Here is a 19,283-nt window from a genome sequence, read left to right as displayed (position 1 = left end):
TTAATTTATTTATCTAGTGATGGAGGTTGAAATATGGAATATATACCTATGGTTTTAATAATTATTATGTTCACTATTTTTAATGTGAATATTAATGTATTACAACGCAATCAAAAACGGATAGAATCAAAATTAAATATAATTATAGAGCATTTTGGACTATCTGAACTATCTGAAGAACATATAAGCGATGAATTAAAAGATGAATTAATAAGACTTGTTGAGGAAAACCAAAAAATCAAGGCAATAAAAAAGTTGAGAGAGGCTACAGGAATGGGGCTAAAAGAAGCAAAGGATTATGTTGATAGTCTATAATAGACACAAGGCGATTTTTAAAAGTCGCCTTGTGTAAGAACCTGGGAACCCTATACGTAAATCCACTTGTATATACTGGTGGCATAACAAATGTATTCAATCTAGATAATATCACTGAAGAAATTGACTATGCCTGGTATAAAGACAGACAAAACTCAGATAAACCTTATGAAGCTAATTCAGAAGCAGATATGAGCAAGCCCGGGGCTTATTCATGGGTCAAGGCTCCAAGATACAATAATCTGCCTTTTGAAACAGGCCCATTGGCAAGGCAGTGGCTTTCTGGTGAATATAGAAATGGAATATCAACCATGGACAGGACCATTGCCAGAGTTTTAGAAGCTAGGAAGATAGCATTAGTTATGAATACACTACTTGAGAATCTTATTCCCGGTGTATCAGTACAAAAGGAGTATTCTATTCCAGAAACAGCTATTGGAAAAGGTTTGATTGATACTACGAGAGGTGCTCTAGGACACTGGTTGAAAATTAAGAATCAGGTTATTTCCTTTTACCAGATCATCACTCCATCTGCTTGGAACCTTTCAACTCGAAGCAGTAATGATATGAAAGGAACTGCTGAGCAAGCACTTATCGGCACACCTGTAAAAGATATTAATAATCCTGTAGAACTAGGCAGAGTCATTCGGTCTTTTGACCCTTGTATCTCTTGTGCAACCCACGTCTACGTTGAAGGAAAGCATATTAATACTATACAGGTGGTGCCGTGAAAAAGAGGGCGTTTTTTTCCACTATTAAAACCAGCTTTTATGATGATTTGATGTTGCCATGGGAAGCTGGCTTTTTCAAGCCTTATTATAGTTTTTTGATATTAGTGTTCGTGGTGTTCTTCAGCATCTTTTTTTGTTTTATGAATCGTACCAAATGGATGCTGAGGTGGTGCATAGATAGAGTATAATTTAAGCGGTTTATTACCTGTATTGATTAAGTTGTGCCATTTACCAGCAGGTATGATGAATGCATAGTCATCATATACTTTTCTTTGAAAGTCAAGCCTATCTTTTCTATCACCCATTTTAACAAGCCCTTGGCCTTTTTCAATACGTACAAATTGATCAAGGTTTGGATGGACTTCCAGACCTATGTCTTCGCCAACATTGATGCTCATTAAGGTAAGCTGTAGATGAGATCCTGTCCATAAAGCAATACGAAAATTATTGTTTTGCTTAGCAGCCTCTTCAATGTTAACTACAAATGGATTTGGTCCATAATCCTTTAATATAATTGGGGTTCCAGTATGGGGCTGACAAGTATAGGGAACATATTGTTTAGGAATCATACTCCATAAACCTGAGTTATACATTAGCATATTGGTATAGTAAGGGCATTGATACATTTTATTATAGTAATACATATTGTTAGCGTTATACATTTTGCTCCTTCCTTTCATAGTTTTATAGTATTATCGTATGTTTATTTTAAGAAGATGTGATTTAATTTACTAGAATAGGTAAATATATGGTCATTTATGATTTTCTTTTTTTATCCTAATATCTTTCATTATTATTGGGTATTATATCCAATAATAATAATAGACAAGGATAGTGATATTATGAATAGATTAGCTAACGAAAAATCTCCATACTTATTGCAACATAAAAACAATCCTGTAAATTGGTATCCATGGGGAGATGAAGCTTTTGAAAAAGCAAAAGCGGAAGACAAACCTATATTTTTATCCATAGGATATTCGACTTGCCATTGGTGCCACGTTATGGAGCGTGAATCTTTTGAAGACAAAGAAGTTGCAGAGGTATTAAATCAAAATTATATAGCTATAAAGGTTGATAGAGAAGAAAGACCAGATATTGACAGCATCTATATGACTTTTTGTCAGGCCCTAACTGGACAGGGAGGATGGCCTTTGACCATATTTATGACTCCAGATAAAAAACCATTTTATGCAGGTACATATTTTCCTAAGAAAAGCAAATATGGCAGACCTGGCTTAATAGAGATGCTTGAAAGAATATCTAAGGCATGGAAAAATAACAGGGAGGAATTTATTAAGTCTAGTGAAGATATCCAAGAAGCAGTAGAAAAATCCTATCTTACACATTCAAAAGATATATTAGATAAAAAAATAACAGATAAAGCATTTAAGAATTTTTCCTATTTATTTGATTCAATATACGGTGGATTTAGAGATGCGCCTAAATTCCCTACACCTCATAATCTATTATTTTTACTGCGATACTGGAAGTCTACAGGAAATGATGATGCTTTATATATAGTAGAGAAGACATTAGAATCAATGTATAAAGGTGGAATATTTGATCATATAGGATTTGGATTTGCTAGGTATTCAGTAGACGAAAAATGGCTTGTTCCTCATTTCGAAAAGATGCTATATGATAATGCCTTATTAGCCATTGCATATACAGAGGCTTATCAAGCTACAGGCAAAGAAATTTACAAAGAAATATCTGAGAAAATCTTTACCTATGTATTAAGGGATATGACTTCAAATGAGGGAGGCTTTTATTCTGCTGAAGATGCAGATTCAGAGGGAGAAGAAGGAAAGTTCTATATCTGGGAAGTAAAAGAAATCGAAAAGATACTAGGAGAAAATGATAGTAGGATTTTCTGTGACAACTATAATATTGTTCCAATAGGGAATTTTGAAGGTAAAAATATTCCGAATTTAATAGGCAAGGATTTACTAGAAATTGAAAATAACATGGACTTGAAAAATGAACTAGACAAAATGAGAATGAAGCTTTTTAAATATAGGGAAGAAAGAGTTCACCCACACAAAGATGACAAGATATTAACATCATGGAACGGACTGATGATTGCAGCATTATCTTATGCTGGTAGAGTGTTTGGCAATATAGGGTATATAGATGCAGCTAAAAAGAGCGTGAGCTTCATTTTTGATAAGCTAATAACTCAAGAAGAGAGACTATTAGCAAGATACCGTGATGGTGAGTCAGCTTATCCAGCATATTTAGATGATTATGCCTTTTTAGTATGGGGGCTTATAGAACTATATCAGGCTACATTTGAAGTTCAATATTTAAAGAAAGCCATAGACTTAAATAGTGATATGATAAGTTTATTTTGGGACGAAAACAATGGTGGCTTGTATCTATATGGAAAGGATAGTGAAAAGCTGATTGTTAGACCTAAAGAAGTATACGATGGAGCCATACCTTCAGGTAATTCAGTAGCAGCATTAAATATGCTCAGACTTTCAAAGATAACTGGAAATGAAGAATTAGAGAATAGGGCAAATCAAATTTTCAATACCTTTGGCGGTAATGTAAGGGAAAATCCAAATTCCTATTCATTTTTAATGATGGCATTTTTGTATGCTAATACAGCTACAAAAGAAATAGTGATTTCAGGTAGAAAAGAAGATGAAGGAACTCAGTCCATGCTATCTAAATATAACAAACACTTTTTACCTTTTTCATCTATTGTACTTAATGAAGGAAATGAAGAATTATTTAAGATAGCTCCATTTATACAAAACCAGCAAATGATAGGCAATAAGGCGACTGCATATATATGTGAGAACTTTGCTTGTCATGAGCCTACTAATGATATAGAAAAAATTTTAGGATGATAATGTGATGTAGTTCTTTGTACCCTCCGAAGATATTATAAACAGTTAGATTTCTGAGAACGAATATATAAAAACCTAAACAGAGGTTTTAAAACCTTTGTTTAGGTTTACAACTAATTAATATTCTTCACAACCGCAGTCATCATCGTCCTTTTTACAGCTTGGTGGCATAGGCATATGCTCTGGATGGAAGAAGAATACTTTTATAACAAAATCCTTACAAGAATCTACTCCAAATAAAAACTGTCCACATTCATCAGTAAATGCAAATGTTATAGGTTTTAATTTACACTTGCTCTCTCTTTCAAATAGTTTGACTACTGCACCTTTTACTGGGCAGCCATCAGGAAACTTTACAACTCCATGTATTGCTGCTCTTTTTTCTTCTTCTAAAAAGATAACAATATCCCTTTCCTCATTTGGCTTTAATTTTCCTTTTCCCGCCAATTCAATTCTTTTTAATTTCCAACCCATGAAAACACCTCCTTATAGTTTATGTATTAGTATAGTCAACAATAATGTCTAATTCATAAAAATCATCATTTAATGGACTAATCGCTTCATTTGGTTTGATTTGAGATACATTTCCTTTGAAATCTGTTAAAGTAATATTAAAAATACTTGCTTCTATTTCAGATTTAGTTCTTGATTTACCTATGTTTTCTGTAAGTGAATCATTCTCTGTTGGATAAGAAAATTTAACAGGCTTAGTGATTTTATATTTTGATATACCTTTTTGCTTTAAATACTCCTCTATAAGATGTAAAAATTCGGCATTACGAGAAACATAGTATTCTATGATGGCTTTTGCTATACTTTCATCGCAGTATTTAAACATCTTATGGACTCTTATTACTGGAATATTGTCTTTTGTTCCATTTGATAAAACTGTATATTTATTGTTAGTATAAACAAGCTTAATATTAAGGCTGGAACATAAAAATTTTAAATAATCCTTCAAGTTATTCTTACCCCCTTATCTCTGATAATATAACATACAAATAAGTTAATTGTGTGACACAAAGTATTAACAAATGTAGATGTGCAAGAACTTGTTTGTTATGATTTTATAAACAATAGTGAAAAGTTGTCAGAAATGTTGTACAATTAATGTAATATATAAGTATTTTTAATTATGAATTTGGCGACATAATCTATCAAATAGGAGTTTGTGTTATAACGTAGTATATGTCGCTACATTAGGAAAAAAGATGATATAAAATTACAAACCATGTTTTTCATGTATTATAAGAGGTATGTACTAGAAAGCTTTTTTATTAATATCATAATTTAGGGGGACAAAAGATGAATATTGACATGAAGTATGTAATAGACACTATGATTAAGTACTTAAATATACCAAGCCCATCAGGCAAGACAACTGAAGCTTTAGATGAAGTAAGAAGACAGTTTGAGGATATGGGCATAAAAACATTTAGAACAAATAAAGGAGCAGTAATAGCAACTATTGAAGGAGAAAATACTAAAGAGCATAAGACCATATCAGCCCATATAGATACTATTGGAGTAATGATAAAGGGAATAAAACCTAATGGAAGATTAAAAATTGTTAGAGTTGCAGGAGGTACATGGACAACCCTAGAAGGTGCAAATGTTTTTGTAGAAACAAGACATGGAAATAAGTACAGAGGAACCATATTACCGGTCTACGCATCAACGCATATATACCCAACTGCCGCAAGAGAGACATTAAGAAACGAAGAAAATATGGAAATTAGACTAGATGAGAGAGTAAAGACTAAAGAAGATGTTATGAAATTAGGAATAAATCCAGGCGATTATGCACATGTAGATCCTTTAACAGAAATAACTGACAATGGTTTTATAAAGTCAAGATACATAGATGATAAATTAGCTGTAGGGATGATTTTTGGAATCTGCAAATACCTAAAGGATAATAATATAAAGCCAAAATACACAATAAACTTTTTTATAAGTAACTATGAAGAAGTTGGCCATGGAGTCTCAGCAGTACCAGAAAGCACAACTGAATTTGTAGCCATAGATATAGGCCCTGTAGGAGGCGAACAAGAATCAGACGAATTCAGTGTGACTATTGCAGCCAAGGATAAGTCAACACCATATGACTATGACCTTAGAAGTAAACTTGTTGAAATATCAGAAAGAAACAATATAGATTATAAAGTTGATGTATATATTAGCTATGGTTCAGATGCCAGCCAAGCTATCAGACAGGGATTTGATTTTAAATTTGCATGTATAGGACCAGGAGTTGATGCTACTCATCACTATGAAAGAACACATATAAAAGCTGTGGAAAACACAATGAAGCTTTTAATTAACTACACTTTAGCAGAATAATCCACATAGAGAATGTACTAACAGAACCACTTAAATATATTGACAAGTGGTTCTTTTTTGTGGAAGATATAATCTTAAGTATAATTAATGTTAGTAGAGGTTATTGCTAATATGAGGAGTGAGTAAATGAGTACTAAATACGGCGGATATATGGGAAAGGTATTAAAGATAGATTTGTCTAACAGAGAAACTAGCCAGTATCCATGGTCAGACAAGGATAGGGAGTTGTTCTTAGGTGGCAAAATCATGGCTGCAAAAATCATATATGACAATGTAAAAAAAGGCACAGAAAGCTTCTCTAAGGACAATTACCTAGTCGTATCAACAGGCCCTTTAACAGGTACGGGTGCACCTGCTTCAAGCAGATTTAATATATCTACCTTATCACCTTTAACAGGACTTTTGACATCTTCTAATTGTGGAGGAGGCTTTGGACTATATTTAAAAAAAGCTGGATATGATGCACTTGTAATTACAGGAAAGTCCGAGACACCCATATGGATTGAAATAACGGAAGAAGAAGTTAAATTCCATGATGCTGCTGACCTATGGGGTAAAACTATATCAGAGGCCCAAGAACTCTTAGGTAAAAACAGAGGCAAGATAGTCATTGGACCAGCTGGAGAAAATCTTGTAAGATATGCTGGAATATTTAGTGAAGAAAGAGCAGCAGGCAGGGGCGGAACAGGGGCAGTAATGGGAAGCAAAAACCTTAAGGCAATAGTAGCATATGGGAATAAAAGACCAGTAATAAATGCTCCAGAAAAGACAAAAGAAATATATAAAAGCTGGGTAAGCATGCTAAGAAACCATCCTTTGACTGGAGAGCAATTGCCTAAATTAGGGACTGCTGGGTTAATTAGCTTAATGCATAATAGAAAGATTTTAGCTACAAGAAATTTTAAACATGGTCAATATAAAGACTTTGAAATGATATCGGGAGAAGTATTAGCTGAAAAGCATTTAGTGAAAAATAAGGGATGCATTACCTGCCCTATACAATGTGGCAGACAGGTAGAAATAGAAGGGAAAAAGATAAAAGGACCAGAACTTGAGACCTTAGTACTGCTGGGTTCTAATATTGAAAATAATGATTTAGAAAAGATTTTGAAATGGAATTATGAGCTTGACGAATTAGGAATGGATACTATTAGCACCGCAGGAACAATAGCCTTTGCAATGGAGCTCAATGAAAAAGGCCTTTGGGACAATGGACTGGAGTTTGGGAAGATAGAAGGACTTTCAAAAATATTCGAAGATATTGCCTATAGAAGAGGTATTGGGGATTTACTTGCTCAGGGCTCCAGATATTTATCAGAGAAATTTGGCGGGTCAGAGTTTGCTATTCATGTAAAAGGAATGGAACTGGCAGCATATGAGCCTAGATCAGCAGTAGGACAAGGCCTTGGATATGCTGTTGCCAATAGAGGTGGGTGCCATCTTAATGCAGGGTATATGGTTTTATTCGAAGGATTGGGACTGTCTATAGATCCATACTCAGAAAAAGGAAAGGCAGAGCTATCCATACTGTCACAAAATATTATGGAAGCAGTTTCAGCAGGAGGAAATTGCTTATTTACTCTGTACTCAATGTTTCCAGAGTTTTTATTAAAGCGTCCAAACAGCAGAATAGCTAGAACAGCTAACAAAGCTTTAACTACGTCAATAACTGGAGGATTAGTTAATTCTATAAATAATGCAAATGAAAAGCTTCTTCCTTTTAATCTATCACTTATTCCTCATACAAAAGCATTGTCTAGTGTTACAGGTATGAATATAAGCTTAGGCAGACTTAAGACAATAGGAGAAAGAGGCTATAACTTAGAAAGAATATTTAACATAAGAATGGGATTAAATTCAAGTCAAGATAGCCTGCCAAAACGTTTAACAGATGAGCCCCAGTCTCAAAATAATAATAAATCCGTTGTGCCTTTAGAAAAATTAAAAACAAAGTACTATAAATCCAGAGGTTGGAGTGAAGATGGCATACCAACAAAGTCAACTCTAAAAAAACTTGGCTTAGAAGGAGAGAGTTAATGGAGAGAATATAGTGAGCAAAAAATTGTTTAAAACAAAACTTAATGACAATGATGAGATACATATTTTATCAGCAGCAGCTGGAGGTTAGATAAAAATAAAAAAACTGTTGACAAAAATACTTTAATGCTTTATCATGATAAAGTATAAGATTAAAAATTATAAAGGCTACGACGAGAAATAGTAGAAATATTTTTTTTTCAGAGAGTCTCCGGTTGGTGAAAGGAGATATTAAAGATATTTTGAACACATCTCTGAGCTATGCATCGAACCCTTAAAGGTAGTAGAATGTTATCGGAGCCCCTGCACCCGTTATAGTGCTAGAGTATAACGAAAGTTTGTTGTACTTGAAGAGGTTGGTATTGTGAGATATCAATGAATTGAGGTGGAACCACGTGAGTAAAACTCTCGTCCTCTAGTATTTACTAGATGACGGGAGTTTTTATTTTTAGCAATGTATAAACTATTTAAAAATCAAAAAAACTAAGGAGATGGATATTATGAAAAAAATTTTTACAAAATTAGTGGTATTGTTTAGTTTATTAATCATTGGAGTTCTTACTGCATCAGGTTGTTCTACTAATGCGTCAAATAGCGATCTAAAAAATGAAGATAGTTTTTCAAAGATTAAAGAAAGAGGTTATATAATTATGGGGCTAGATGATACTTTTGCACCTATGGGCTTCAAAGACGAAAAAGGAGAAATTGTAGGCTTTGATGTAGATTTAGCTAAAGAAGTGTTTAAGAGAGTGGGAATTGAGGTTAAGTTTCAGCCTATAGATTGGACTATGAAGGAGTCTGAGCTTGGAGCAGGTAATATTGATTTAATATGGAATGGATATTCAATAAATGATGAAAGAAAAGAGAAAGTAGCATTTTCTAAGCCTTATTTAGAAAATAAACAGATTATTATAACATTATCAGGCTCAGATATACTTAGTAAAGAGAAGCTTAAAGATAAAAATGTTGCAGCTCAAAATGGCTCAAGTGCTATAGAAGCAATGAACAAAGAACCTGATATAGTTAGCTTATTTAAAGGAGGAGAGCCAGTAGTATTCGATACTAACAACGAGGCTTTAATGGATCTAGAAGCAGGCAGAGTAGATGCATTTGTTGGAGATGAAGTATTGGCTAGGTACTATATTAAGCAAAGAGGAGCTAATAAGTATAATGTTCTTGAAGATAATTTTGGAAAAGAAGAATATGGAATAGGCATGAGAAAACAAGACAAAGAATTGGTTAAACAGGTGGATAAAGCATTGGATGATATGAGACAAGACGGAACCTATGAAAGAATATACGGTAAATGGTTTGAGTAAATCTTAGTTAAAGGAGAAGGTCGAAATGCAACATATTATTACCCTTATATATTCAATGCTTCAAGGTACTGCAGTTACTTTAGAAGTATTTTCAATAACTTTAGTATTTTCTATTATACTAGGAATTATTGTTGCCCTATGCAGATTATCAAAGATAAAATCTTTAAGTAAGGTAACTGGGCTTTACATTTGGATTATGAGAGGAACACCTTTACTCTTACAATTAATATTTGTCTTTTTCGGTCTTCCCTTAATAGGTATAGTACTTGACAGATTTCCTGCTGCAATAATAGCTTTTATACTGAACTATGGAGCATATTTCGGGGAAATATTCAGAGGTGGAATCAAGTCTATAGACATAGGACAATCTGAGGCAGCACAAGCACTAGGTTTTACCCCTAGCCAGGCATTTGTCTGGATAACTTTTCCACAAGCTATAAAAAGAACCTTAGCACCTGTTGCAAATGAAGTAATTACTTTAGTAAAGGATACATCGTTAGTCTATGTAGTAGGCTTAGGTGAACTTTTAAGAGCAGGGAAAATAGCTTCAAACAGAGATGCATCTTTAGTACCTTTAATTGTAGTAGGTATATTTTACTTAATACTAACAGGCATATTATCAAAATTATTCAAGGTTTTTGAAGAGCGATTATCATACTATCAGTAAAGAGAAGATTCTAGTTCATTATGAGAATAATATTTCATTAATTATTTACTTTATAACCAAAACTATCTATGACATTGATTTAACAAACTTTTAGGAATAAAATTATTATGAACTATAAAAACAGAACGGAGGAATACAAATGAATAAATTAAAGAATTTAGTTGTATTTGCTGTTATTGTATCAATGTTGTGGATGGTAGGATGCACTTCAAAAGAAGTTGTAAATGAAGAACCAAAAGGAGAAGAAATCAATACAGAGGAAAACCTAAACTTAAAGGTTGGAGTAATGCCAGCAGTAGACTCAGCTCCTATTTTTGTCGCAGAGAAAAATGGTTATTTCAAAGAACTAGGCTTAGACGTTGAAGTCCAAATATACATGAATGCAATGAACAGGCAGAGTGCTCTTCAAAGTGGAGAGTTAGATGGAGCTATGACAGATGTCATTGCACTAGTTAATAATGTGCAAAATGGATTTGATATAAAAGTTACAACAAGTACTGATGGTAGTTTTCCAATAATAGTTAGTAGAGATTTTGAGGAGAAAAAAGATATTAAAGTGGGAATTATGGAAGTAAGTGTAGTGAACTATCTTTCTGATGAATTTCTTGGTGAAAAATATAACTTGGAAAAGATTTTTATAAACGAGATACCTGCAAGACTAGAAATGATAAATCAAGGGCAAATAGATATGGCAGTACTACCAGAGCCTGTTGCATCTAAAGGTGAACTTATGGGTCTTGAGAAAAGAATTTATGAAAGTAAAGACGAGTTTTCTCCTGAAATCATGGTATTTACAGGAGACTCCATTAAGAATAAAGAAAAGGCTATTCAGTTATTCCATGAAGCATATAATAAAGCTGTAAAGGCTATTCAAACAGATGAAAATATAGCTAGAGATGTACTAGTTGAGAAGCTAGAGCTTAATCCAGAAGTTAAGGATAAGATTGTGTTGCCTAAATATAATATGGCAAGAATTCCAAGTAAAGAGTATATTGAAAAGATAATGAATTGGAATGAAAAAGTGCTAAATAAAAAAACAGATTTAAAATATGAGGACCTTGTCGAAGGGAAGTTTGTAAAATAATGATTGAAATAAAGGATTTACATATAAGCTACGGAGAGGAAGTAGCTCTTCAAAATGTAAATCTTCATATAGAGAAAAACACAACCTGTGCAATTATAGGGCCTTCCGGCTGTGGCAAAACAACTTTATTGTATGCTATGGCAGGCCTTATAAAGTCCAATAAAGGTGAGATATTTATAAATAATCAGAAATTAATTAATGTCCGAAAAAATACAGGAGTTATATTACAAGATTATGGCTTACTTCCTTGGAAAACAGTTTGGGACAATGTTTCATTTACGTTGTTGGCAAGAGATATTAGTAAACATAATGCAAGAAATAAAGTAGAAAATATTCTTAAAGACTTAGGAATTTACGAATATAAGAATAAATATCCAGGCGAATTAAGTGGAGGACAAAAGCAAAGAGTTGCCATTGCAAGAACTTTGGCTCTTGAGCCCGATTTACTACTTATGGATGAGCCTTCATCTGCCCTTGACGCTATGACGAAGGAGCATATACAAAATATAATTTTAAACATCTATCAACAAAAGCCTACTACATTAATTACTATAACTCATAACATAGAAGAGGCAGTTTTCTTAGGACAAAAGATTGTTATTATGGGAAAAGCTGAAATAATTCATATAATGGACAATCCTTACTTTGGTAAAGAAAATCTTCGAGAAAATATTGATTTCTATAGGTTTTGTCTAGAAGTTAGGAAGTGGATAAGTGAAGATATATAACAATTATTGGGAAAAATATTTTAAAACCATTTACGCTAGTTTTATAGTATTAATTATGTGGTATGCCTTACATGTTGCTCTGAATTCTCCAGTTATACCTTCACCTATTGAAACTATTAAGAACTTTATAATTATATTTCCCAAGATACTTGCACCACACTTACTAGTAAGCTTATGGCGTATTACAATAGCAGTATTAGTTTCTTTAATATTAGGTATCATTATTGGCGTATGGATAGGTATGAGTAAAAAGGTTGATGATTTTGCTAGTCCCATTATTTATATACTGTATCCTTTACCCAAAATAGCTTTTTTGCCAGTATTGATGATACTTTTAGGCTTAGGAGATTTACCAAAGATTATTTTAATTATAATCATTATTATATTTCAAATAATTCTTGCAGCTAGAGATGGAGTAAGAGAAATATCTAAGGAGCTATTTTTATCTGTTAAATCCTTAGATTTAACTAAGGCACAAGTATATAGACATTTAATCCTACCTGCTATATTACCCAAGATTTTTACAGCTTTAAGAATTAGCATAGGTGTTAGTATAGCTGTTCTCTTTTTTGCTGAAAATTTCGCTACCACTTATGGCATAGGATACTTTATTATGAATAGTTGGAGCATGGTTAATTATCTTGAAATGTTTAGTGGAATATTATCATTAGGTTTATTAGGTTTTTTACTGTTTAAAATCATAGATATAGGTGAAGATAAGCTTTGCAAGTGGGTCAAGGCAGGAAAGAACGATATGGCATAGTTAAAAAAGGCCACTACTATATTTTTAAAAGAAATATCAAAAAAGGAAGAATAGAAAATATCATTTTGATGATTTAGCTATATTATGTCATTCTGGACGCAGTGAAGAATCTTAGCTTTGGATTCTTCACTTACTCCTAGAATGACATAAGTTTTCCAGCTAATCAGCCTTTTTCCAGAATGAATACCTCATAAGTGAAACTGCAAGAAAAGCAAATAAAACTACAGAGCCATATTTACCTAATATATTGTTGCCAAAAGCCAGCATATCTCCTACAGTTCCTGTGCCCGCGGGAATTACTGCTAATACAGCTAGAGTTATTCCTATAAGACCTTCTCCAGCTATAAGACCTGATGAATATAAAATCCCTCCGTCTACTTTGTCCTTTAACGCTGTTTCATCTTTAGTAGTCCTTTCTAGAAGCCCCCTTAAAATTCCACCAATCATTATTGGCGTACTTAAATGAATAGGAAGATATAATCCTACTGCAAAAGGCAGTATTTGTATACGCAATAGCTCGACTACGAGCCCTATTCCTATACCGATAAATACTAGAACCCAAGGTAAGTTTCCACTCATAACTCCTTCTATAACTAACTTCATCAAGGTTGCTTGAGGAGCGGGTAACTCAGAAGAACCAAAGCCCCATGCATTATTTAATAGTATTAATACAAAACCTATGACTAAACCAGATGATACTACTCCTATTAACTCTCCATATTGTTGTTTTCTAGGAGTTGCTCCAACTATGAATCCTGTTTTTAAGTCCTGAGACATATCTCCTGCCATAGCACTGATGACACATATTACGGCGCCAACAGACAAAGTTCCAATCATTCCTTCAGCTCCTGTAAAACCAGTGGCTTTAAATGCAATACTGGTAATTAATAGAGTGGCTATAGTCATACCCGAAACAGGATTATTAGTACTACCGACTAAACCAACTAATCTAGCTGAAACTGTTGCAAAGAAGAATCCAAATACAGCAATCAAAATGCCTCCTAAAGGACCAACAGGAATTATTGGAGTAAGTCCTATTATTAGAACAATAATTATTACCCCAATAAAAGCAAGTTTTATAGACATATCTTCATCAGTTCTCATGATTCCTTGGTTTTCCAGACCTACCCTAAATCCACTTAAAGCACCTTTAAAGGCACTAAATATTAGAGGAAGGGATTTAATCAAACTAAGTATTCCACCAAAGGCTACTGCACCAGCTCCAATATATCTAATATAATTATCCCAAATATCCCAATAATCTAGCTGCCCTAATGGAACAGTTGATGGATAAATTGGTACTGTTATAAACTGTCCTAAGTGAGTTATCAATGGAATAATAACTAGCCATCCTAATACTGCACCAGCAAGCATATATGCTGCAATTTGAGGCCCCACTATAAATCCTACTCCAAGTAAGGCTGGAAGAGTATCTATACCAATAGCAGCCCCTCTATATCCTCTTATTTCCCATTCAATTTCACTAGGGAAAAGTCTTATTCCATCAGCTAAAAACTTAAACAGAGAGCCAATTCCTAGACCTGCAAATACTGTTTTAGCTTTAGCACCACCTGATTCTCCTGCAATAAGAACTTCTGCACAAGCTGTCCCTTCTGGATAAGGAAGAGTTCCATGCTCTTTTACTATTAATGCTTTTCTTAATGGAATCATTAAGAAGGCTCCTAGTATTCCTCCTAATAGAGCTATAGCTATGATTCTAAGCAAACTTGGCTGAGCCAATCCTAACTCTTGAGACCATATAAATAGTGCAGGCAAAGTAAATATTGCTCCTGCTGCAAGAGATTCTCCTGCTGAACCAATGGTTTGAACCATGTTATTTTCTAGAATAGAATCTCGCTTCATTATACCTCTTATGATACCCATGGAAATTACTGCTGCAGGTATTGAAGCACTTATGGTCATTCCGACCCTTAGTCCAATATAAGCATTGGCAGCTCCAAAAATTATTGACATGAGTATACCAATAATTATAGACGTGGAAGTAAGTTCTGGTATAACCTTATCTGCAGGAATATAAGGTTTAAAATCTCCTTGTGTAGTATTATTTATATTGTTTTTTATCTCTTTACTCATTGTTTACCTCCCTTTAAAGAATAGTAAGAGTACGACTTTTAATAATATCTTGCCCAATTTTGATAGAAATTACTTTGTGAGAAGAATTCGCTATAAATTATGAGAAGAACAGCTCTTAATGTAAGTAGGTCTATGTTATCAGGCATAATCTCAAGTAAGCTGATGGGTGAAATAGATATGGAGACATACAAGAGCAAGTTAGATACAGAAAAATAGCAAAAAGGATTAACTAAAATGATTAACTAAAAGGGCAGAAAGCCTAGACTTTCTGCCCTTTTATTGTTAGGATATATATAAATAGTCAATTGCCAGAAAGCCTTAGATTCTAAGGGGGAAAACAGATGGATATTTATAAAATATTAAAAATGTATTTTGGATATGAAGAGTTCAAAAAAGGCCAAGAAAAGCTGGTTAAGGGGATAATAGATGGTAAGGATGCTCTAGGAATAATGCCTACTGGTGGTGGAAAATCTCTTTGCTATCAATTACCTGCTATTATACTAGATGGAATAACTATAGTTATTTCACCCCTAATATCTCTTATGAAGGATCAGGTAGATTCATTAAATGAAATGGGTATAGCAGGAACTTATATTAACAGTACCCTTGAGCAAAGCGAGCTTATTGTACGATTTAGGAAAATAAGAGAAAATAAATATAAAATAGTGTATGTTGCTCCAGAACGCTTAAATACTGATCTATTTAAGGACTTAATAAAAGATATAAAGATTTCTTTAGTTGCCATTGACGAGGCTCATTGCATAAGCCAGTGGGGACATGATTTTAGACCTAGCTATTTAGAAATACCTACATTTATAGATTCACTAGAAGAAAGACCAGTAGTTGCTGCATTTACAGCAACAGCTACGAAAGAAATAATAGAAGAAATAAAGTATCTAATTAGGCTAAGTAATCCATTAGAATCTATAATTGGATTTGATAGGCCTAATCTATTTTATCAAGTTATAAAGGTAAGTAATAAATTCTCATATTTACTTGACTACCTTAAAAATAATTTCCAGCAGGAATCAGGAATAATATATTGTGCTACGAGGAAAACAGTTGAATCTTTAGCAAAAAAACTTAACCTAGAAGGTATTTCTGCTATAGGATATCATGGCGGAATGGGAGCAGAAGAGCGACAGAATAATCAGGATGATTTTATATTTAACAGATCCAGAATAATTGTAGCAACTAATGCTTTTGGAATGGGAATAGACAAGCCAGATGTTAGATTTGTTATTCATTACAATATGCCTAAAAACATGGAAGCATATTATCAGGAAGCAGGCAGAGCAGGAAGAGACGGAGAAAAAAGTCATTGTATTTTACTATACTCACCATCAGACGTTGTAAAGCAAAAACTCATAATCCAAAATGAGGTTCTGTCACATGAACGTGAAGCAACATTATATAAAAATCTGCAGTATTTAGTTGACTACTGTCATACTAATGACTGTCTAAGAAATTTTATACTAACTTATTTTGGAGAAGAGACAGAAAACAATAATTGTAACAACTGTGGTAACTGTTTAGATAAGTCAGAGATGATGGATGTTACAATAGAAGCACAGAAAATATTATCCTGCATATATAGAACTAATGAAAGATATGGATTGAGTACTGTAATACAAGTGTTGAGAGGTTCAAAAAGTAAAAAAATACTAGATTTTAATCTTGATAAGGTTTCTACGTACGGAATAATGACAGACTATAGTAATAATGCAGTTAGAGAAATTGCAATGACATTAGCATCTAAAGGATATATTCATATAACTGCAGATAAGTTTCCAATTTTAAAGTTAACCTCAAAATCCGGAGAAGTATTAAAAGGGAAAGTAAAGGTTCATCATAAGAGACATCTAATAGAGAGAAAAGACTCAACAAATGAAAAAGAAGGACAAAGAAAAAAAGATGGTAATCAAAATTATGATAATGAGTTATTTGAAAAGCTCAGAGAACTAAGGTATGAGATATCTAAGGAAAAGAAAATTGCCCCGTTTATGATTTTCCATGATTCTACACTAAAAGCAATGGCATCATACTATCCAAGAAATAAAGAAGAATTCCTAACAATAAGTGGTGTAGGTCTAAAAAAACATGAGAGCTATGGAGAAAGCTTTATATCCTTGGTAAATGATTATTGCATTGAAAAGGATTTAAATGTTGATGAGGTTAGAAGTAGAGAAAAGATTCAATTAAGCCCAGGAGAAGCTAGTGTAGACAAAACAAAAAAAGACAAAGCATCAGACAAATACAAAACCACATATAAATATTACCTTGAAGGTTTGTCATTAGCAGAAATAGCTGAGAAAAGAAACCTAGCCATAAACACAATAATCGAGCATCTTAAAAAGTGTGATGAAAACAGAAAATTAATTGATTGGTCTATATTCATTGATGACTCTTCAAAAGAAGAAAAAATATTAAATGCAATAAAAGAAATAGGTCTAGAAAGACTAAAACCAATTAAAGAAGCATTGCCAGAAGAGATAAGCTATGAGGATATTAAGATAGTTATTGCAAAACATGGGTTGGGGTAAAAGAAGGGAAGGCTTTCTTTTTAGTATGATGTGCGTGAACCATACCATAAGTAGGACAAGCTATTTAGGATAAATATTGATGGATAAGGGGTTATCATAGCTATAGCTAAATGATATAATGCATATAAGTAAAATATTGTGAAACAAGAATATATACAAAACATGTGTATAAATTTTATGGGGGTAATAAGGTTTATGGTTAAAAAATAATTTTGTACGATTTTAGTGATAATACTATCTATGTCGATTGTTAGTTGCAACGAAGAAACTGTTAGTACGGATAAAGAAATTTTTGATGTTATTACAAAAGAATTAGATACAGATATTTATGTAGAAATAATTGATACTATTCATCTAGAAGACAAATTGCTGGTTTTTTATATGACTGGTAATGAATATCAAGCACATGAATATGGCTATGCCGAATTTGATGAGAAAAATGATGGATATAAGTTTTTGAGGACTTATGATATGTATGAGCGTGGCATGGACTTAAGAAGTGCACCATATAAAAACGCATATTTGTTTGTTGTTAACAATAAACAATGTAAAAATATTCAAATTTTGCAAAATAAAAGTAAATCTATGGTAGAAGTAGAAGATATTCCATTTGTATATTTCTGGGGGAATGCAATAACATTGAGTATAATTTTTTGAATTCAAGTGGTGAACATCTAAACCCATAACTTTTTAGATAGTGCACAATCTTTATCTTATATGTAGTAAATAATATGATATAATATATTGTATAGAATAATTTCAAAAAAGGTGATATCTATGAAGGATATAGAACAAATAATTAAGGAAGTAAGTGGAACTATGGCTATGGAAGGAATGCATTTGAAAGAAGAAGATAAAGAGAGAATTAGAAAATGCTTATCCGATGAAGTAAGTTTTGAGGAAATGAAGAAAAGAATTATTGAAAAACATACTGTAAGGATATAGGCATGGCATTATGGGTAAGAATTATGATTATAGTTATGAATGGGATATAAAGTATTGTTATCCAAATTCTTTTACATTAAGAAACAAATTTAATATTACGAATAGTGAAGAACTTAGTATAGCAGAAATGGAATATACATCCTTAACCATAACAGAAATAAAGGAGAATCCAATTAAAGGAGATTTCAATTTAAAACATTTACAGGACATACACAGACATATTTTTAGAGATATTTATGATTGGGCTGGGGAATTAAGGACTGTAAATATATCCAAGGGAAATCCATTTTGCAATTGTATATATATTGAGGTAGAGGCAGAAAGAATATTTTCGGAGCTAAGAAAAGAAAATTATTTAATAGGAGTACCTAAATTAAATATATGCGATAAACTTACTTATTATTTAGGGGAAATAAATGCACTACACCCTTTTAGAGAAGGTAATGGTAGAGCTCAAAGAGTGATGATTGAATATTTGGCAAGGGTTGCAGGTTATACTATTGATTTTTCAAATATATCTAATGTGGAAATGATAGAAGCAAGCATTGATGCTTTTAATTGTGATTATGATAAAATGACAAGGATATTTGAGAAGATTACCAAGCCTATTACAAAAGAAGAACGGGAAGATTTTATTGAGAAAATAGCAAATAAAAATAGCTCAGTTATAAAAGCATATAATTCAATAACAGAAAACAAACCACTTGATTAATCCAAGTGGTTTTATAAATTAATAAAGGTTATTTTTAAATTTTAATTAGATATATCTATTGTCAGGTATACCCTATTTATTTTGCTAGTAGAACCGATACGGAACCCTATCATAAGTAGTGGACAAGTTGTCTTGGTTTTA

The 19,283-nt window shown here is 32.8% G+C and carries 18 protein-coding genes and 1 other annotated feature; of the genes, 14 read left to right on the top strand and 4 right to left on the bottom strand.

Features of this window, described 5'->3' with window-relative positions; all coding sequences use genetic code 11:
* Window positions 1-33 precede the first annotated feature (33 nt).
* Window positions 34-315 carry a ribosomal protein L7/L12 gene (locus tag ABV008_RS13710; protein WP_352420400.1) on the top strand — a complete coding sequence of 94 codons (282 nt, stop codon included), beginning with the start codon at window positions 34-36 and terminating at the stop codon, window positions 313-315.
* A gap of 29 nt (window positions 316-344) precedes the next feature.
* On the top strand, window positions 345-1,046 hold the full coding sequence (locus ABV008_RS13705; RefSeq protein ID WP_352420399.1) for a nickel-dependent hydrogenase large subunit: 702 nt from the start codon (window positions 345-347) through the stop codon (window positions 1,044-1,046).
* Window positions 1,047-1,147: 101 nt separating this feature from the next.
* On the opposite strand, the gene ABV008_RS13700 is transcribed toward ABV008_RS13705, so the two are convergent.
* Window positions 1,148-1,708, bottom strand: a complete 561-nt coding sequence (locus tag ABV008_RS13700; RefSeq protein ID WP_352420398.1) for a cupin domain-containing protein — start codon at window positions 1,706-1,708, stop codon at window positions 1,148-1,150.
* A gap of 180 nt (window positions 1,709-1,888) precedes the next feature.
* Here ABV008_RS13700 and ABV008_RS13695 point away from each other — a divergent pair, with 180 nt between their 5' ends.
* A complete protein-coding gene (locus ABV008_RS13695; RefSeq protein ID WP_352420397.1) occupies window positions 1,889-3,907 on the top strand; it encodes a thioredoxin domain-containing protein in 2,019 nt (672 codons plus the stop codon).
* Between the two features lie 117 nt (window positions 3,908-4,024).
* Here ABV008_RS13695 and ABV008_RS13690 read toward each other — a convergent pair whose 3' ends face one another.
* Together ABV008_RS13690 and ABV008_RS13685 are read right to left on the bottom strand one after the other, a co-directional pair.
* Window positions 4,025-4,381 carry a hypothetical protein gene (locus ABV008_RS13690; protein WP_352420396.1) on the bottom strand — a complete coding sequence of 119 codons (357 nt, stop codon included), beginning with the start codon at window positions 4,379-4,381 and terminating at the stop codon, window positions 4,025-4,027.
* A gap of 19 nt (window positions 4,382-4,400) precedes the next feature.
* Window positions 4,401-4,868 carry a hypothetical protein gene (locus ABV008_RS13685; protein WP_352420395.1) on the bottom strand — a complete coding sequence of 156 codons (468 nt, stop codon included), beginning with the start codon at window positions 4,866-4,868 and terminating at the stop codon, window positions 4,401-4,403.
* Between the two features lie 344 nt (window positions 4,869-5,212).
* Between ABV008_RS13685 and ABV008_RS13680 the strand changes: the two genes are divergently transcribed.
* The 7 genes from ABV008_RS13680 to ABV008_RS13650 all read left to right on the top strand — a co-directional run bounded on the left by ABV008_RS13680 (window position 5,213) and on the right by ABV008_RS13650 (window position 12,848).
* Window positions 5,213-6,250: a M42 family metallopeptidase gene (locus ABV008_RS13680; protein WP_352420394.1), complete on the top strand. Its 1,038-nt coding sequence runs from the start codon at window positions 5,213-5,215 to the stop codon at window positions 6,248-6,250.
* A gap of 126 nt (window positions 6,251-6,376) precedes the next feature.
* Window positions 6,377-8,287 carry an aldehyde ferredoxin oxidoreductase family protein gene (locus ABV008_RS13675; RefSeq protein ID WP_352420393.1) on the top strand — a complete coding sequence of 637 codons (1,911 nt, stop codon included), beginning with the start codon at window positions 6,377-6,379 and terminating at the stop codon, window positions 8,285-8,287.
* A gap of 161 nt (window positions 8,288-8,448) precedes the next feature.
* Window positions 8,449-8,706 (top strand) — a binding site (T-box leader).
* A gap of 81 nt (window positions 8,707-8,787) precedes the next feature.
* On the top strand, window positions 8,788-9,606 hold the full coding sequence (locus ABV008_RS13670) for an amino acid ABC transporter substrate-binding protein (protein WP_352420392.1): 819 nt from the start codon (window positions 8,788-8,790) through the stop codon (window positions 9,604-9,606).
* 25 nt (window positions 9,607-9,631) lie between these two features.
* Entirely contained in the window at window positions 9,632-10,273 is a 642-nt protein-coding gene (locus ABV008_RS13665) for an amino acid ABC transporter permease (RefSeq protein WP_352420391.1), read from the top strand.
* 139 nt (window positions 10,274-10,412) lie between these two features.
* Window positions 10,413-11,357, top strand: a complete 945-nt coding sequence (locus ABV008_RS13660; RefSeq protein ID WP_352420390.1) for an ABC transporter substrate-binding protein — start codon at window positions 10,413-10,415, stop codon at window positions 11,355-11,357.
* Window positions 11,357-12,085 (top strand): ABC transporter ATP-binding protein, encoded by a 729-nt coding sequence (locus ABV008_RS13655; RefSeq protein ID WP_352420389.1) that lies wholly within the window; start codon window positions 11,357-11,359, stop codon window positions 12,083-12,085. Before ABV008_RS13660 ends, ABV008_RS13655 begins: the two co-directional genes overlap by 1 nt.
* A complete protein-coding gene (locus ABV008_RS13650) occupies window positions 12,072-12,848 on the top strand; it encodes an ABC transporter permease (protein WP_352420388.1) in 777 nt (258 codons plus the stop codon). The genes ABV008_RS13655 and ABV008_RS13650 overlap by 14 nt, the downstream gene beginning before the upstream one ends.
* 159 nt (window positions 12,849-13,007) lie before the next feature.
* On the opposite strand, the gene ABV008_RS13645 is transcribed toward ABV008_RS13650, so the two are convergent.
* Complete coding sequence (locus ABV008_RS13645) at window positions 13,008-14,942, bottom strand: OPT family oligopeptide transporter (protein ID WP_352420387.1); 1,935 nt, start codon at window positions 14,940-14,942, stop codon at window positions 13,008-13,010.
* Between the two features lie 341 nt (window positions 14,943-15,283).
* On the opposite strand from ABV008_RS13645, the gene recQ reads away from it, so the two are divergent.
* The 4 genes from recQ (at window position 15,284) to ABV008_RS13625 (ending at window position 19,142) form a co-directional block, all read left to right on the top strand.
* A complete protein-coding gene (gene recQ / locus ABV008_RS13640) occupies window positions 15,284-17,485 on the top strand; it encodes a DNA helicase RecQ (protein WP_352420386.1) in 2,202 nt (733 codons plus the stop codon).
* Between the two features lie 240 nt (window positions 17,486-17,725).
* Window positions 17,726-18,142 carry a hypothetical protein gene (locus tag ABV008_RS13635; protein ID WP_352420385.1) on the top strand — a complete coding sequence of 139 codons (417 nt, stop codon included), beginning with the start codon at window positions 17,726-17,728 and terminating at the stop codon, window positions 18,140-18,142.
* 120 nt (window positions 18,143-18,262) lie between these two features.
* Window positions 18,263-18,430: a hypothetical protein gene (locus ABV008_RS13630; RefSeq protein WP_352420384.1), complete on the top strand. Its 168-nt coding sequence runs from the start codon at window positions 18,263-18,265 to the stop codon at window positions 18,428-18,430.
* Between the two features lie 10 nt (window positions 18,431-18,440).
* Complete coding sequence (locus ABV008_RS13625) at window positions 18,441-19,142, top strand: Fic/DOC family protein (protein ID WP_352420383.1); 702 nt, start codon at window positions 18,441-18,443, stop codon at window positions 19,140-19,142.
* Window positions 19,143-19,283: the final 141 nt, after the last annotated feature.

Origin of the sequence: Proteiniborus sp. (assembly GCF_040308045.1) — a bacterium.
Taxonomy (GTDB): Bacteria; Bacillota; Clostridia; order Tissierellales; family Proteiniboraceae; genus Proteiniborus.
This window is presented reverse-complemented; position numbering and strand designations above follow the sequence as displayed.

Coding starts and splice junctions, on each gene's coding strand:
- ABV008_RS13660 (WP_352420390.1), top strand. CDS start 10,413: ATGAATAAATTAAAGAATTTAGTTGTATTTGCTGTTATTGTATCAATG.
- ABV008_RS13675 (WP_352420393.1), top strand. CDS start 6,377: ATGAGTACTAAATACGGCGGATATATGGGAAAGGTATTAAAGATAGAT.
- ABV008_RS13695 (WP_352420397.1), top strand. CDS start 1,889: ATGAATAGATTAGCTAACGAAAAATCTCCATACTTATTGCAACATAAA.
- recQ (WP_352420386.1), top strand. CDS start 15,284: ATGGATATTTATAAAATATTAAAAATGTATTTTGGATATGAAGAGTTC.
- ABV008_RS13670 (WP_352420392.1), top strand. CDS start 8,788: ATGAAAAAAATTTTTACAAAATTAGTGGTATTGTTTAGTTTATTAATC.
- ABV008_RS13630 (WP_352420384.1), top strand. CDS start 18,263: ATGAAGGATATAGAACAAATAATTAAGGAAGTAAGTGGAACTATGGCT.
- ABV008_RS13680 (WP_352420394.1), top strand. CDS start 5,213: ATGAATATTGACATGAAGTATGTAATAGACACTATGATTAAGTACTTA.
- ABV008_RS13645 (WP_352420387.1), bottom strand. CDS start 14,942: ATGAGTAAAGAGATAAAAAACAATATAAATAATACTACACAAGGAGAT.
- ABV008_RS13625 (WP_352420383.1), top strand. CDS start 18,441: ATGGGTAAGAATTATGATTATAGTTATGAATGGGATATAAAGTATTGT.
- ABV008_RS13665 (WP_352420391.1), top strand. CDS start 9,632: ATGCAACATATTATTACCCTTATATATTCAATGCTTCAAGGTACTGCA.
- ABV008_RS13700 (WP_352420398.1), bottom strand. CDS start 1,708: ATGTATAACGCTAACAATATGTATTACTATAATAAAATGTATCAATGC.
- ABV008_RS13635 (WP_352420385.1), top strand. CDS start 17,726: ATGTCGATTGTTAGTTGCAACGAAGAAACTGTTAGTACGGATAAAGAA.
- ABV008_RS13690 (WP_352420396.1), bottom strand. CDS start 4,381: ATGGGTTGGAAATTAAAAAGAATTGAATTGGCGGGAAAAGGAAAATTA.
- ABV008_RS13710 (WP_352420400.1), top strand. CDS start 34: ATGGAATATATACCTATGGTTTTAATAATTATTATGTTCACTATTTTT.
- ABV008_RS13655 (WP_352420389.1), top strand. CDS start 11,357: ATGATTGAAATAAAGGATTTACATATAAGCTACGGAGAGGAAGTAGCT.